General features: G+C 58.2%; 15 protein-coding genes. 3 read left to right on the top strand and 12 right to left on the bottom strand.

The genetic code is table 11. The features are described from left to right. The 7 genes from J4E42_RS21445 to rplM form a co-directional block, all read right to left on the bottom strand. The gene (locus J4E42_RS21445; protein WP_008037283.1) at positions 1 to 414 is read right to left on the bottom strand and encodes a ClpXP protease specificity-enhancing factor; all 414 of its coding nucleotides are present in this window, start codon (positions 412 to 414) and stop codon (positions 1 to 3) included. Between the two features lie 16 nt (positions 415 to 430). After that, positions 431 to 1,048, bottom strand: coding sequence for a glutathione S-transferase N-terminal domain-containing protein (locus tag J4E42_RS21440; RefSeq protein ID WP_007905304.1), 618 nt, complete (start codon positions 1,046 to 1,048; stop codon positions 431 to 433). A 151-nt stretch (positions 1,049 to 1,199) separates the two neighbouring features. Further along, positions 1,200 to 1,982 (bottom strand): cytochrome c1, encoded by a 783-nt coding sequence (locus tag J4E42_RS21435; protein ID WP_008025956.1) that lies wholly within the window; start codon positions 1,980 to 1,982, stop codon positions 1,200 to 1,202. After that, positions 1,982 to 3,193 (bottom strand): cytochrome bc complex cytochrome b subunit, encoded by a 1,212-nt coding sequence (locus tag J4E42_RS21430; protein ID WP_007943720.1) that lies wholly within the window; start codon positions 3,191 to 3,193, stop codon positions 1,982 to 1,984. Before J4E42_RS21430 ends, J4E42_RS21435 begins: the two co-directional genes overlap by 1 nt. Then, positions 3,193 to 3,786 (bottom strand): ubiquinol-cytochrome c reductase iron-sulfur subunit, encoded by a 594-nt coding sequence (petA, locus tag J4E42_RS21425; RefSeq protein WP_008025954.1) that lies wholly within the window; start codon positions 3,784 to 3,786, stop codon positions 3,193 to 3,195. Before petA ends, J4E42_RS21430 begins: the two co-directional genes overlap by 1 nt. 267 nt (positions 3,787 to 4,053) lie before the next feature. Next, positions 4,054 to 4,446, bottom strand: coding sequence for a 30S ribosomal protein S9 (gene rpsI, locus J4E42_RS21420; RefSeq protein ID WP_003228056.1), 393 nt, complete (start codon positions 4,444 to 4,446; stop codon positions 4,054 to 4,056). Positions 4,447 to 4,460: 14 nt separating this feature from the next. Beyond that, positions 4,461 to 4,889: a 50S ribosomal protein L13 gene (gene rplM, locus J4E42_RS21415; protein WP_007905295.1), complete on the bottom strand. Its 429-nt coding sequence runs from the start codon at positions 4,887 to 4,889 to the stop codon at positions 4,461 to 4,463. A 245-nt stretch (positions 4,890 to 5,134) separates the two neighbouring features. Between rplM and J4E42_RS21410 the strand changes: the two genes are divergently transcribed. Next, positions 5,135 to 6,175, top strand: coding sequence for an NADP(H)-dependent aldo-keto reductase (locus J4E42_RS21410; protein WP_207286098.1), 1,041 nt, complete (start codon positions 5,135 to 5,137; stop codon positions 6,173 to 6,175). An 89-nt stretch (positions 6,176 to 6,264) separates the two neighbouring features. Here J4E42_RS21410 and J4E42_RS21405 read toward each other — a convergent pair whose 3' ends face one another. Continuing rightward, on the bottom strand, positions 6,265 to 7,401 hold the full coding sequence (locus J4E42_RS21405; RefSeq protein WP_192228963.1) for an acyl-CoA dehydrogenase family protein: 1,137 nt from the start codon (positions 7,399 to 7,401) through the stop codon (positions 6,265 to 6,267). Between the two features lie 244 nt (positions 7,402 to 7,645). On the opposite strand from J4E42_RS21405, the gene J4E42_RS21400 reads away from it, so the two are divergent. Beyond that, positions 7,646 to 8,542 (top strand): GlxA family transcriptional regulator, encoded by an 897-nt coding sequence (locus tag J4E42_RS21400; RefSeq protein ID WP_177318159.1) that lies wholly within the window; start codon positions 7,646 to 7,648, stop codon positions 8,540 to 8,542. Positions 8,543 to 8,686: 144 nt separating this feature from the next. On the opposite strand, the gene zapE is transcribed toward J4E42_RS21400, so the two are convergent. From zapE to J4E42_RS21385, 3 genes are all read right to left on the bottom strand, one after another. After that, positions 8,687 to 9,781, bottom strand: coding sequence for a cell division protein ZapE (gene zapE / locus J4E42_RS21395; protein WP_008025947.1), 1,095 nt, complete (start codon positions 9,779 to 9,781; stop codon positions 8,687 to 8,689). A gap of 90 nt (positions 9,782 to 9,871) precedes the next feature. Continuing rightward, entirely contained in the window at positions 9,872 to 11,227 is a 1,356-nt protein-coding gene (locus J4E42_RS21390) for a tryptophan--tRNA ligase (RefSeq protein WP_008037280.1), read from the bottom strand. A 24-nt stretch (positions 11,228 to 11,251) separates the two neighbouring features. Then, positions 11,252 to 11,881: an alpha/beta hydrolase gene (locus J4E42_RS21385; RefSeq protein WP_207286097.1), complete on the bottom strand. Its 630-nt coding sequence runs from the start codon at positions 11,879 to 11,881 to the stop codon at positions 11,252 to 11,254. 144 nt (positions 11,882 to 12,025) lie between these two features. Here J4E42_RS21385 and J4E42_RS21380 point away from each other — a divergent pair, with 144 nt between their 5' ends. Beyond that, positions 12,026 to 12,460: a YhcB family protein gene (locus J4E42_RS21380; RefSeq protein ID WP_008025941.1), complete on the top strand. Its 435-nt coding sequence runs from the start codon at positions 12,026 to 12,028 to the stop codon at positions 12,458 to 12,460. 258 nt (positions 12,461 to 12,718) lie between these two features. Here J4E42_RS21380 and J4E42_RS21375 read toward each other — a convergent pair whose 3' ends face one another. Next, positions 12,719 to 13,423, bottom strand: coding sequence for an OmpA family protein (locus J4E42_RS21375; RefSeq protein WP_008037276.1), 705 nt, complete (start codon positions 13,421 to 13,423; stop codon positions 12,719 to 12,721). Positions 13,424 to 13,448 lie beyond the last annotated feature (25 nt).

Here is a 13,448-nt window from a genome sequence, read left to right as displayed (position 1 = left end):
TTACTTCACCACTTTCAAACTTGGCCGACCGCTTGGGCGCGGCGGCTCACTGTCCGGCGGCGGAAGATCATCATCCGGCTCGATCTCTTCCTCGTCTTCCATAGGCGATTCCAGATCGAACACCATGCCCTGACCGTTCTCCCGGGCGTAAATGCCCAGGATCGATGCGATAGGCACGTACAGGGTGTGCGGCACGCCACCGAAGCGCCCCTCGAAGCTGACCGCTTCGTTATCCATGTGCAGATGACGCACGGCGGCCGGCGATACGTTCAGGACAATCTGTCCGTCACTGGCAAAACCCTGAGGCACCTGCACCGACGGATACTCGGAATTGACCAGCATGTGCGGGGTGCAATCGTTGTCCACAATCCACTCGTAGAGCGCGCGGACCAGATAAGGTCGACTGGAGTTCATAGCGGCTCCTTAAGCCTTAGCGCATATCGCGTTCGACGCCAGACAGACTTGCCTGGAAAGCCTCACGCGCAAACGAGCGCTCCATATAATCAAGCAACGGCTTGGCGGGCCGTGGCAGTTCAATACCCAAAATCGGCAAGCGCCAGAGTATTGGTAGTAGGCAGCAATCCACCAGACTTTGTTCCTCGCTGAGGAAAAACGGCTTGTCGGCGAACAGCGGCGACACGCCAGTCAGGCTTTCGCGCAGCTCTTTACGAGCAACGACACGGGCAGCTTCCTTGGTCCGCGAATCCAGAATCAGATCCACCAGACCACACCAGTCACGCTGAATACGATGAATCAGCAAACGGCTGTTGGCACGCGCCACTGGATAAACCGGCAGCAAAGGCGGATGCGGGTAACGCTCATCCAGATATTCCATCACCACGGTCGACTCCCACAACGCCAGGTCACGATCGACCAGGGTAGGCAGGCTTCCGTAAGGGTTCACCTCAATCAGTTTAGGCGGCTGGCGGCCAGCTTCCACGTAAATGATCTCGGCGCTGACACCCTTCTCTGCAAGTACGATGCGCACTCGGTGGGAATAGTGGTCGGCGGGGTCGGAGTAACAGGCCAACCGATTGGTCACGCCCATGGCGGTCCTCCTCGCTTGTTGAAATTATCGGAAGCGGAAAAACGAGCGCGCCCAGAGGGCGTCTCCCGTAACGCCTGGGTAAACCAGACTCGTTACACCTTCAGAGACGCCCTTGGGCGCGCGCGATTAACAGCAATTGCTTGAAACTTTATCAGTGCACATCTTTCCAGTATTCGCGCTTGAGCAAGTAGGCGAATACGAAGAAGAACGCCAGGTACAGCAAGACGTAGGTACCAATGCGCTGATGCTGCAGCTTAACCGGGTTAGCCGAGTAAGCGAGGAAGGTTACCAGATTCTTGACCTTCTCATCGAACTGCTCTTCGGTCAGAGCACCGCTCTTCGGCACGATGGTCAGCTGATCGCACGCTTCATGAGTCAGCGCGGTACCGGTCAGCGGATCATATTGCTTCTTGCCGTCTTCGACGATCTGGACCTGTTTGCAACCGACGACCTGACGACCTTGCAGGCCTACCAGGACGTTCGGCATGCCCACGTTCGGGAAGACCTTGTTGTTCACGCCCCAAGGACGCGACGGATCTTCGTAGAACGACTTCAGGTAGCCGTAGAGCCAGTCCGTACCGCGAACACGAGCCACCAGGGTCAGGTCAGGCGGTGCAGCACCGAACCAGGTCTTGGCGTCAGCCGGCTGCATGCCGATGCTCATGTGGTCGCCGATCTTGGCGCCAGTGAACACCAGCTTCGACAGCATCAGATCGTGAGGAATGCCCAGATCGTCGGCAACACGCTCATAGCGCTGGAACTTGGCGCTGTGGCAGCCCATGCAGTAGTTGGCGAATGTACGCGCGCCATCCTGCATGGCGGCCTTGTCGGAAACGTCGATGTCGACCTTTTCCAACTCAGGACCACCGTGCTCGGCAGCGAAGGACAGTACAGGCAAAGCAGCAAGAATCAGTACAGCAAATAGCTTTTTCATCAGCCAGTCACCCTTTCCGGAACCGGTTTGGTCTTCTCGAGCCTGGTGTAGAAAGGCATCAGAATGAAGTAGGCGAAGTACAGGAAAGTACACACCTGCGACAGCAACGTACGACCTGGAGTCGGCGCCAGAACACCCAGCACGCCCAGAATCACGAACGAGATGCAGAACACCCAGAGCCAGATTTTGCTCAACCAGCCTTTGTAGCGCATCGACTTGACCGGGCTACGGTCCAGCCATGGCAGGACGAACAGTACAGCGATGGCCGCACCCATGGCGATAACGCCCAGGAGCTTGTCCGGAACCGCCCGCAGAATCGCGTAGAACGGTGTGAAGTACCAGACCGGAGCAATGTGCTCTGGGGTCTTGAACGCGTTCGCCACTTCAAAGTTCGGCTTCTCGAGGAAGTAGCCGCCCATTTCCGGGAAGAAGAACACGATCGAGCAGAAGATGAACAGGAACACCACCACGCCGACGATATCTTTCACGGTGTAGTACGGGTGGAAGGCAATGCCGTCCAGCGGTACGCCGTTTTCGTCTTTGTATTTCTTGATGTCCACGCCGTCCGGGTTGTTCGAGCCGACTTCGTGCAGCGCCAGAACGTGCAGCACCACCAGACCGAGAATCACGATCGGCAGGGCAACAACGTGCAGGGCAAAGAAGCGGTTCAGCGTGATACCGGAAATCAGGTAGTCACCACGGATCCACTGAGTCAGGTCGTTACCGATGACCGGGATCGCACCGAACAGCGAGATGATCACCTGGGCACCCCAGTAGGACATCTGGCCCCACGGCAGCAGGTAACCCATGAAGGCTTCCGCCATCAGCGCCAGGTAGATCAGCATGCCGAAGACCCACACCAGCTCACGCGGCTTCTGATACGAACCGTAGAGCAAGCCACGGAACATGTGCAGATAAACCACGATGAAGAACGCCGAAGCGCCGGTGGAGTGCAGCAGACGCAGGATCGAGCCGTACTCGACGTCGCGCATGATGTATTCGACGGAAGCAAACGCTTCTTCCGCCGACGGGGTGTAGCTCATGGTCAGCCAGACACCGGTAACGATCTGGTTGACCAGAACGAGCAGCGCCAGGGAACCAAAGAAGTAGAAGAAGTTGAAGTTCTTCGGGGCGTAGTACTTGCTGAGATGGTCTTCCCACATTTTGGTCGCGGGAAAGCGCGCATCAACCCAATCCATGAACTTGCTCATCACGCTTTCTCCGTATCGACGCCAATGACAATAATCTCATTGGTCTCATAGGAATGCGGGGGAACTGGCAGGTTCAAAGGCGCAGGTTGCGACTTGTAGACGCGGCCAGCCAGATCGTAGTGGGAACCGTGGCACGGGCAGAAATAGCCGCCTACCCAGTCCTTGCCCAGATCAGCAGGTGCCACTTCGGGACGGAAGGTCGGCGAGCAACCCAAGTGCGTACAGATACCGATCAGCAGCAGAACCTCTGGCTTGATCGAACGCGTAACCGGGTCGACATAGGTCGGTTGTGTCGAGTTCTTGGAGGTCGGGTCAGCCAGCTGGCCCTCGATCTTTTTCAGATTCCCCAGGATTTCCTCGGTACGGCGGACAATGAACACCGGCTGACCGCGCCACTCAGCAATCATCTGCTGGCCTGGCTCGATTTTGCTGACATTCACTTTCACCGGTGCACCTGCGGCTTTCGCCTTGGCACTGGGAAACCATGACCCCACGAACGGGACCGCAGCCCCCACCGCTCCTGCAGCACCCACCACGGATGTGGCTGCTACCAAGAAGCGACGCCGGCCTGCATTCACGCCGTCATTGCTCATTCAGTCCTCTCCCATCAGCTTTGTGGCCTGTTAAATCAGGCATCTACTAAGTAAAACTATGTACTTATAAAAATTTTGCCGAATGGTAATGAAAAGCCCCAATTCTGACAAGGTAATTACCGAAGGGCTCCACTGCCAAGCCTTGTAGTATAGGGGCTCTGCGGATGTGGCAAGTTGTCACAGAGCAATTCTTTGATAAATCGCACACATAAAAAAACGCCCAGCTCCGTGAGGAAACTGGGCGTTCTTTTTGAACGTGAAAGCGAATTAACGCTTCGAGTACTGCGGACGCTTACGCGCTTTACGCAGACCGACTTTCTTACGTTCAACTTCACGGGCGTCGCGGGTAACGAAGCCAGCTTTGCGCAGAGCGCTACGCAGGGTTTCGTCGTAGTCCATCAGAGCGCGAGTGATGCCGTGGCGGATTGCGCCAGCTTGACCACTTACACCACCGCCGATCACGGTGACGTAGATGTCGAACTTCTCGACAGTCTCAGTCAATTCCAGCGGCTGACGAACTACCATGCGGGCAGTTTCGCGGCCGAAGAAATTATCCAGCGAACGGTTGTTGATGGAGATGTTACCAGTACCCGGACGCAGGAAAACGCGTGCGGTTGCGGTCTTGCGACGGCCAGTGCCGTAATTTTGAGTCGCCGACATAATGAACTATTCCGTTAAAACTTCAGTTCTTGGGGCTGCTGAGCAGTATGAGGGTGTACAGCGCCCGCATAGACTTTCAGCTTACGATACATGTCGCGACCCAGCGGGTTCTTAGGCAGCATGCCTTTGACCGCGGTCTCGATCACGCGCTCAGGGGCTTTAGCGATCAGCTTTTCGAAGTTGATCGACTTGATGCCGCCCGGGAAACCGGAGTGGGAGTAGTAGATTTTGTCGGTGGTTTTAGCACCGGTTACACGAATCTGCTCGGCATTGATAACGACGATGTAATCGCCGGTGTCAACGTGAGGAGTGTACTCAGCTTTATGCTTGCCACGCAGACGGCTCGCGATTTCGGTGGCCAGACGACCCAGGGTCTGACCTGCAGCGTCGACGACAAACCAGTCGCGCTGTACTGTTTCCGGTTTAGCAGTAAAAGTTTTCATTCTTTATAGCCTCAGGGGCCGCCCTGTAAATTAGACGGCGGATCTTACTGAATAGTGCGTACTTTGACAAGTCAAAGGCAGCCGGATACAGACGCTTTCGGGGGCTCGGGTCGGCGCGTCCGTTCAACGGCAAGATTCTTCGGCGGCGGCGCATCACTTCCACTGCAGAAAGAGGTGCGCAATTATGCAGATTGCGAAAAATATTTCAACCTGCTTTTATGATTGTTTTGCCCAAGGAGCACCTGATGGATTATCGACAGCTAGGCCGAACCAATCTGAACGTGAGCGCCATCTGCCTCGGAACCATGACCTGGGGCGAGCAAAACAGTGAAGCTGAAGCCTTCGCACAGATTGAACGGGCCAAAAGCGCCGGGATCAATTTCATCGACACCGCCGAGATGTACCCGGTACCACCGAAAGCCGAAACCTACGCCACCACCGAACGCTACATCGGCAATTACTTCAAAAGCCGCGGTGATCGCGCCGACTGGATCCTGGCCAGCAAGATCGCCGGCCCCGGCAACACCATCGACTACATCCGCGACAAAAACCTGCGCCACAACCGCCAGCACATCTCCGAAGCCGTGGATGCGAGCCTCAAGCGTCTGCAGACCGACTACATCGACCTCTATCAATTGCACTGGCCGGAGCGCAGCACCAATTTCTTCGGCCAACTGGGCTACAAACACAAGAGCGAAGCGAACCTGACCCCGCTGGAGGACACCCTCGAAGCGCTGGACGAACAGGTCAAGGCCGGCAAGATCCGCCACATCGGCCTGTCCAACGAAACACCGTGGGGCACCATGCGTTTCCTGGCGCTGGCCGAAGCCCGTGGCTGGCCGCGTGCAGTGTCGATCCAGAACCCGTACAACCTGCTCAACCGCAGCTTCGAAGTCGGCCTGGCGGAAATCGCCATCCGCGAACAGTGCGGCCTGCTGGCCTATTCGCCGCTGGCGTTCGGTTTCCTGTCGGGCAAGTACGAAGGTGGCGCGCGTCCGCCGAAAGGTCGCCTGAGCCTCTACAGCCGCTTCAGCCGCTATTTCAATCCACAGTCGGAAGCCGCCTGCAGCCGTTATGTGGCGCTGGCCCGCGAGCACGGTCTGGACCCGGCGCAAATGGCCTTGGCGTTTGTGACACAGCAGCCGTTCGTGACCAGCAACATCATCGGCGCGACGACGCTGGAACAGCTGGACAGCAACATTGCCAGCTTCGAGTTGAAACTTTCCGATGAAGTGCTGGCGGGGATTGAGGCAATCCACAAGGATCACCCGAATCCAGCACCGTAACCCGCACTTGTAGGAGCCGGCTTGCTGGCGATTGGGACAACGCGGTTACAGCCAAAACCGCGTCGCTTCAATCGCCGGCAAGCCGGCTCCTACAGTGACCGCGCAATAATCTCTTTCATGATTTCGTTGGTGCCAGCATAAATCCGCTGCACCCGCGCATCCGCCCACGCCCGGGCGATCGGGTATTCCCACATGAACCCGTAGCCGCCATGCAACTGCACGCACTCGTCGAGCACCTTGCATTGCAGGTCCGTGCCCCAATACTTGGCCATCGCCGCCGTCGGCACATCGAGCTTGCCTTGCAGGTGCAACTCCAGGCAACGATCGACGAAGACCCGGCCAATCTGGATCTCGGTCGCCATCTCCGCCAGCTTGAAGCGGGTGTTCTGGAAGTCGGCAATCGCCTTGCCGAACGCCTTGCGCTCGCGGGTGTATTCCAGCGTCCATTGCAGCGCAGCCTCAGCCGATGCCAGCCCGCCAACAGCAACCGTCAGACGCTCTTGCGGCAATTCCTGCATCAGATACGCGAAGCCCATCCCGGCCTGGCCCAGCAGGTTTTCTTTCGGCACGCGAACATCCTGGAAGAACAGCTCCGAGGTGTCCTGCGCTTTCATGCCGACTTTTTCCAGGCGCTTGCCCTTGGCAAAACCCGGCGTGTCGGCCTCGACCAGAAACAGGCTGGTACCCTTCGCGCCTGCCTTCGGATCGGTCTTGGCCACGACAATCACCAGGTCCGCGAGATAGCCGTTGGTGATGAATGTCTTCGAACCGTTGATCACATATTCATCGCCATCGAGCACCGCCGTGGTTTTCACCCCTTGCAGGTCGGAACCGGCACCCGGCTCGGTCATGGCAATCGCGGTGACCATCTCGCCGGACACCAGTTTTGGCAGGTATTTGTGTTTCAGCGCTTCGCTGCCGTAATGCAGGATGTACGGCGCGACGATGTCGGAATGCAGGGAAAAACCGATCCCGGTCAGCCCCAGACGCCCCACCTCTTCGATCACCACCGCACTGTAGAGAAAATCCGCTCCCAGCCCGCCGTACTCTTCCGGCAGGTGCGAACAGAGCATCCCCGCCTCCCCTGCCTTGTTCCAGAGTTGGCGGTCGATATAGCCTTGTTTTTCCCATTGCCCATGAAACGGCACGGCCTCTTTTTCGAGGAAGGTTCGCACGCTGTCGCGAAAAAGTTCGTGCTCGGAACTGAACAAGGTTCTGGGGATCATGCGGCACCTGTCGTTATTGTTAGAAGGAATAGACCTTCAGAGACTAAGCCTCGCTTCCGATACAGGACACTGGACACATCCGACAAAAAATAAGACGATCCAGCCGTCTGGTGACCACTTTCCCCTATAAGAATAAAGTTGAATTATGTCTAACCAAGTCTCCACGCCCTTGCGGCGCGTCAGCATCCTGGCTATCGACCGGGTTTTCGCTTCCACCCTCATGCAAGCCAAGGATTTCTTCCACCTGGCCAGCCTGCGTTACGGCAAACAACTGGGCCAGGGCCTGACACCGGCGTTCGAAACGCGCCTGGTCAGCCCCGACGGCAAACCGGTCAACAGCTTCAGCGACGTGATCATGCCGGTGGACGGCGGCCTGGAAAACGCTGACGTCATCATCCTCCCGGCGTTCTGGGACGATTTCGAAACCCTTTGCCAACGTTACCCACAGATCCTGCCGTGGTTGCGCCAGCAGCATGCGCGCGGCGCGGTACTGTGCGGAGAGGCCACCGGGGTGTTCTGGCTCGCCGAAGCCGGGCTGCTCGACGGCAAGGAAGCGACCACTTACTGGCGCTTCTTCAATGCCTTTGCCGAGCGTTTCCCGAGGGTTTATCTCAATCAGGACAAGCATCTGACCGACGCCGACAACCTCTATTGCGCCGGCGGCACCACGTCGGCGTGCGATCTCTATATCTATCTGATCGAGCGTTTCTGCGGCGCCAACGTGGCCCAGGCCGTGGCCCGCGACATTCTCTATGAAGTGCAACGCAGCTACTCGCCGGGACGCATCGGCTTCGGTGGCCAGAAGCTGCACCAGGACGTGATCATCCTGCAGATCCAGCACTGGCTCGAAGAGCACTTCGCCGACAAGTTCCGCTTCGAAGACGTTGCGCGCGAGCACGGCATGAGCATCCGCAACTTCATGCGCCGCTTCCAGACCGCCACCGGCGACAAGCCGCTGCATTACCTGCAACGCCTGCGCATTGAAACGGCAAAGGGCTTGCTGTCCGGCAGCCGCAAGAGCATCAAGACCATCAGTTATGAAGTCGGTTACGACGATGCGAGCTTCTTCGCGCGGCTGTTCCGCCAGCACACCGAGTTGTCGCCGAACCAGTATCGGCAGCAGTTTCAGCAAGCGGCGTAAAACCCCGCAAACCCTGTAGGAGCACAGCTCGCTGGCGATGGCGTCCTTGAGATAGCCATCGCCGGCAAGCCGTGCTCCTACAGGGGATCTGCAACGCACAAAAAAGGCCTGCAATTGCAGGCCTTTTTCATTTTCCGAAATTTCCTACGGCTTATGCGCCCGGGACAGGAATTCGTGGGATTGCATTTCCAGCAGACGGCTGAGGGTGCGCTGGAATTCGAAGTTCAGGCGACCGCCGGTGTAGAGGTCTTTGAGCTCGACTTCGGCGGAAATGATCAGCTTCACGTTACGGTCGTAGAACTCGTCGACCATGTTGATAAAGCGTCGGGCGATGTCGTCGGTGGTGACGCTCATTTGCTCGACACCGCTGAGCAGCACGGCGTGGAAGATCTTGCCCAGTTCGATGTAATCGTTCTGGCTGCGTGGGCCGTCGCAGAGCTCGCGGAAGTCAAACCAGGCCACGTCATCGCAGGTGCGCAAGGCACGGATTTCGCGGTTCTCGATGATCAGCACATCGTTCTCGATGGCCGCCGTGCATTCCGGCGTCAGCGCACGGAAGCTCTTGCGCAGGCTTTCGTGAGACGCTTCATCGAGCGGGAAGTGGAACAGTTCCGCTTGCTCGAGGTGACGCAGACGATAATCGACGCCGCTGTCGACGTTGACGATCTCGGTGTTCTGCTTGATCAGCGCGATGGCCGGCAGGAAGCGCGCACGCTGCAAGCCGTCCTTGTACAAACCGTCCGGGACGATGTTCGAAGTGGCAACCAGGGTCACACCGTTCTTGAACAGCTCTTCCATCAGCGTGCCGAGGATCATCGCGTCGGTGATGTCGGAAACGAAGAATTCATCGAAACAGATCACTCGCGACTCGTCGGAGAAGCGCTTGGCGATGATGGTCAGCGGGTTTTTCTCGCCACCGAGGGTCTTCATCTCTTCGTGCACACGCTTCATGAAGCGGTGGAAGTGAGTCCGGGTCTTTTCCTTGAACGGCAGCGCTTCGAAGAAGGTGTCGACCAGGTAAGTCTTGCCGCGACCTACGCCGCCCCAGAAATACAGGCCCTTGACCGGCGCCTGTTCTTTCTTGCCAAACAGTTTGCCGAGCAGGCCCGGTTTGTTCTGCGAGGCCGCGACCAGATCGTCGTACAGGCGCTGCAAATGGCGCACGGCGGTTTCCTGCGCGGCGTCATGGAAGAATTCCGGGCGTTTCAGATCAGCTTGATATCGTTCTAGGGGCGTCATAATTCGTTAGCAAGGCAACAAAAACGGGCCGTCACTGTAGCGATGGCCCGTGGGAATGGCAATCGGCCCTTGGTCGGACCGAGCCGTTGATTATTCCTGAACCGGCGTCAGCGCAATCCGCAAAGCGTCGATGGCAACGTCACGGGCCGCAGTGTCGGCGAACGCCGGGCTATCGGCCACGCATTCGCCTTCCAGCCAGACGCTGAAGCTCAGGTCTTGATTGCGCACGTCCAGAGGCTGGCCCGCTTGCAGTTGCTTGGTCACCTGGCCAGCGGTTTTACCGTCAGCAAAGTTGCGCGACAGCAGCAGTTGCTCGCCATCGGCCGCCAGCAGGCGGAAGCGGAAACTGCCGTCGTCTTCGCGGAAGCTGACAAAACGCGCAGCTTTCGCGGCTTTCTTCTTGGTGGTCGCCGCGACTTGCGTCTGCGCCACGAAAGAACGCAAGCCGACCGCTTCGCGCAATTCGTTAAGGAAAGGCGTCGCTACGGCACGGGCCTTTTTCGCACCGATTTGCAGGATGTCTTCCAGATCAGCCGGGCGTTCAATCAGTTGGTGATAACGCTCGCGGGACTCGCCCAGTTCACTGTCGAGCAGTTGGAACAGACGATTCTTCGCCTCGCCCCAACCCAGGCCCTGCAACAATTCGCTGCGGAATTCGTCGGACTGTGCCGGGGTGGCAAAGGCCTGGAACAGCGTGAACAGGTGCGAATTGTCTGGATCTTTGGCTTCGCCCGGCGCACGGGAGTCAGTGACGATCCGCGAGATCGCGTCTTTCATCTCTTTGGCGCTGCTGAACAACGGAATGGTGTTGTCGTAGCTCTTCGACATCTTGCGACCGTCGAGACCGGGCAGCGTCGCGACGCTTTCTTCGATCAGCGCCTCGGGCATGGTGAAAAATTCTTTGCCTTGGCCAAACAGGTGGTTAAAGCGCTGACCGATATCCCGGGCCATTTCCACGTGCTGGATCTGGTCACGACCGACCGGCACCTTGTGTGCGTTGAACATCAGGATGTCCGCGGCCATCAGCACCGGATAGCTGTACAGGCCCATGGTGATACCGGCATCCGGGTCTTCGCCGGTTTCGACGTTCTTGTCCACCGAAGCCTTGTAGGCGTGGGCGCGGTTGAGCAAGCCCTTGGCGGCAACGCAGGTCAGCAGCCAGGTCAGCTCCGGGATTTCCGGGATGTCGGATTGGCGATAGAACGTCACGCGGTCCACATCCAGGCCACCAGCCAGCCAGGTCGCGGCGATTTCCAGACGCGAGCGCTGGATGCGCAGCGGGTCATCGCATTTGATCAGGGCGTGGTAGTCGGCCAGGAAGTAGAACGAATCGGCATTGCTGTCGCGGCTGGCAAGGATCGCCGGGCGGATGGCGCCGGCGTAGTTGCCCAGGTGCGGCGTGCCGGTGGTGGTGATGCCGGTGAGAATACGGGTACGAGTCGTCATGGGTAATCGCTTGTCAGACTGCAATCAATTCGAAAGACGCGGCAGGATCAGATCCTTGAGATCGGTCAGCTTGCCATGAAAAAAGTGTCCGCATTCTGCCACTTTCAGCAGCTCATGGGGACGATCGAGTTTCTCGGACCAGTCGTAGACGGCTTGCGGGTCAATGACTTCATCGGTTTCCGGCTGGATCAGGGTCAGCGGGCAGTTCACCGGCAGCAGGTCGTAACCGTTGAGCCGGGTGACAGCAGCGGCCACCATGAACAAATGTTTGAGCTGTTCACCCTGCGCTTCCAGGCGTCCGCCGAGACTTGCTGCAACAAAACCACCGAAGGAGAAACCGAACAACGTCAGCGGCAAATCAGGATGTTTGGCGCGCAGCCATGCGGCCGCTGCCTGGGCATCGTCGACTTCGCCGGTCCCCATGTCGTGCGTACCTTCGCTGGCACCGACGCCACGGTAATTGAAACGCAAGGTAATCAAACCGGCATCGCGCGCGGTGCGCTGCAGGGTCGAGACCACTTTGTTGAGCATGGTGCCGCCCTGCACCGGGTTCGGGTGGCAGATCAGCGCGATGCCGCGCGGCTGCTCGATATCCAGGTAAAGTGCTTCCAATTGCCCGACCGGGCCGTCAATCACTACAGGGGTTTCGCGCATAAGCAAGGAAGGAACTCCGTGACCTCGAATCGGGTCGACTCGTCTAGCAAATTGTCTGTGCCGATGTATTGCGAGTGAATCGCGGTATACAGCGCAGGTTCGAGCCGTTAACGTAAAGCAAAGCCGTTTATAGAGGAAGGACTCGTGGAACACTCGCTCTTAGTTTGGTTGTTGCCGACTCTTGCCCTGGTTGTGGGTGTCGCCATTGGATTCCTGATCGCTCGCCTGGTGCCGAACGCCGCGCCGAGCAGCACCCAACGTCAGCTGGATGACATTCAGGAACGTTTTGACAGTTATCAGAACGAGGTGGTTACCCACTTCAACAGCACTGCAAACCTGGTCAAGAAACTGACTCAGAGCTATCAGGAAGTGCAGGATCACCTCGCCGAGGGTGCCAACCGCCTGGCCCTGGACGAGCAAACCCGCCAACGCCTGCTGGCTTCGCTGCACGCCGACGCGGCAGCGGCCCCACGGGAACGCCTGACGCCACCGCGCAATCAGGAGCCGCCTCGCGACTACGCCCCCAAAGCCCCGAACGCGCCGGGCATGCTTGATGAGCATTACGGCCTGAAGAAGTAATCAGGTTTCGCGCGATACACAAAAGCCCTCGGACGAGTGATTGTCCGGGGGCTTTTTTGTTGCTGATCCAATAGCCCCTTCGCGGGCAAGCCCGCTCCCACAGGGATCGCGTACCTATCAAGCGACTCGGTCACTGTGGAAGCGGGCTTGCCCGCGAAGGGGCCAGAACTTTCGACACAAAAAAACCGCCCGATCTGTTTAGGATCGGGCGGTTTTTTTTACGCCTGGGGTTCAGTCAGGTGAGTAAAGGGGCTGCGTTTACTGCTGTGGATACTCTTGACCCGGAATCGCCTTGAGGTTGACCTCGACGCGACGGTTCTGTGCCCGGCCATTGACGTCGCCGTTGCTGGCAATCGGGTTATCCGGCCCGGCGCCGCGCGCCGACAGGTTGGCACCACTGACACCTTGGGACGTCAGGTAAGTCGCCACGCTCTGCGCACGACGCTGGGACAGGTCCATGTTGTGCTGACGGCTGCCGGTGCTGTCGGTGTAGCCAACGATTTCGATCTGGTTCTGGTTGAACTCTTTGAGCGAACCGGCCAGGTTGTTCAGCGGCTGATAGAAGCTGGAAGCGATGTTCGCCGAATCGGTGGCGAACGTGATGTTGCCCGGCATGATCAGCTTGATCTGATCGCCCTGGCGCTGCACTTCAACACCGGTGTTGGCCATGCTGGCGCGCAGCTTTTTCTCTTGCTGGTCGGCGTAGTAACCGTAACCGGCAGCCGAAGCACCCACTACGGCGGCGCCGATCAGCGCACCCTTGCCACGGTTATCGTGGTTGATGGCGGCACCGGCCAACGCACCCGCCAGAGCGCCGAGGCCGCCGTACTTGGCGGTTTTGCTCATGCCCGTGGAACCACCGTCGGCCTGCCCCTGGCTGCTGTCATATGGGTTGGGCGAGGCGCAGCCTGACAGCAAGGCCACAGCCGTAGCGACAATAATCAAACGCTGCTTGGTGAACATGAAGAGCTCCTACTTTTTGCATTCT

This window comes from Pseudomonas sp. FW300-N2A2, assembly GCF_017351735.1.
In the GTDB taxonomy this organism is placed as follows: Bacteria; Pseudomonadota; Gammaproteobacteria; order Pseudomonadales; family Pseudomonadaceae; genus Aquipseudomonas; species Aquipseudomonas migulae.
The sequence above is the reverse complement of the archived record's forward strand: the minus strand, read 5'-3'. Positions and strand labels throughout refer to the sequence as shown.

Bases quoted from the DNA above. Each gene is read 5' to 3' on its own strand.
- J4E42_RS21445 (WP_008037283.1), bottom strand. From the start codon at position 414: ATGAACTCCAGTCGACCTTATCTGGTCCGCGCGCTCTACGAGTGGATT.
- J4E42_RS21440 (WP_007905304.1), bottom strand. From the start codon at position 1,048: ATGGGCGTGACCAATCGGTTGGCCTGTTACTCCGACCCCGCCGACCAC.
- J4E42_RS21435 (WP_008025956.1), bottom strand. From the start codon at position 1,982: ATGAAAAAGCTATTTGCTGTACTGATTCTTGCTGCTTTGCCTGTACTG.
- J4E42_RS21430 (WP_007943720.1), bottom strand. From the start codon at position 3,193: ATGAGCAAGTTCATGGATTGGGTTGATGCGCGCTTTCCCGCGACCAAA.
- petA (WP_008025954.1), bottom strand. From the start codon at position 3,786: ATGAGCAATGACGGCGTGAATGCAGGCCGGCGTCGCTTCTTGGTAGCA.
- rpsI (WP_003228056.1), bottom strand. From the start codon at position 4,446: ATGTCGGCGACTCAAAATTACGGCACTGGCCGTCGCAAGACCGCAACC.
- rplM (WP_007905295.1), bottom strand. From the start codon at position 4,889: ATGAAAACTTTTACTGCTAAACCGGAAACAGTACAGCGCGACTGGTTT.
- J4E42_RS21410 (WP_207286098.1), top strand. From the start codon at position 5,135: ATGGATTATCGACAGCTAGGCCGAACCAATCTGAACGTGAGCGCCATC.
- J4E42_RS21405 (WP_192228963.1), bottom strand. From the start codon at position 7,401: ATGATCCCCAGAACCTTGTTCAGTTCCGAGCACGAACTTTTTCGCGAC.
- zapE (WP_008025947.1), bottom strand. From the start codon at position 9,781: ATGACGCCCCTAGAACGATATCAAGCTGATCTGAAACGCCCGGAATTC.
- J4E42_RS21390 (WP_008037280.1), bottom strand. From the start codon at position 11,227: ATGACGACTCGTACCCGTATTCTCACCGGCATCACCACCACCGGCACG.
- J4E42_RS21385 (WP_207286097.1), bottom strand. From the start codon at position 11,881: ATGCGCGAAACCCCTGTAGTGATTGACGGCCCGGTCGGGCAATTGGAA.
- J4E42_RS21375 (WP_008037276.1), bottom strand. From the start codon at position 13,423: ATGTTCACCAAGCAGCGTTTGATTATTGTCGCTACGGCTGTGGCCTTG.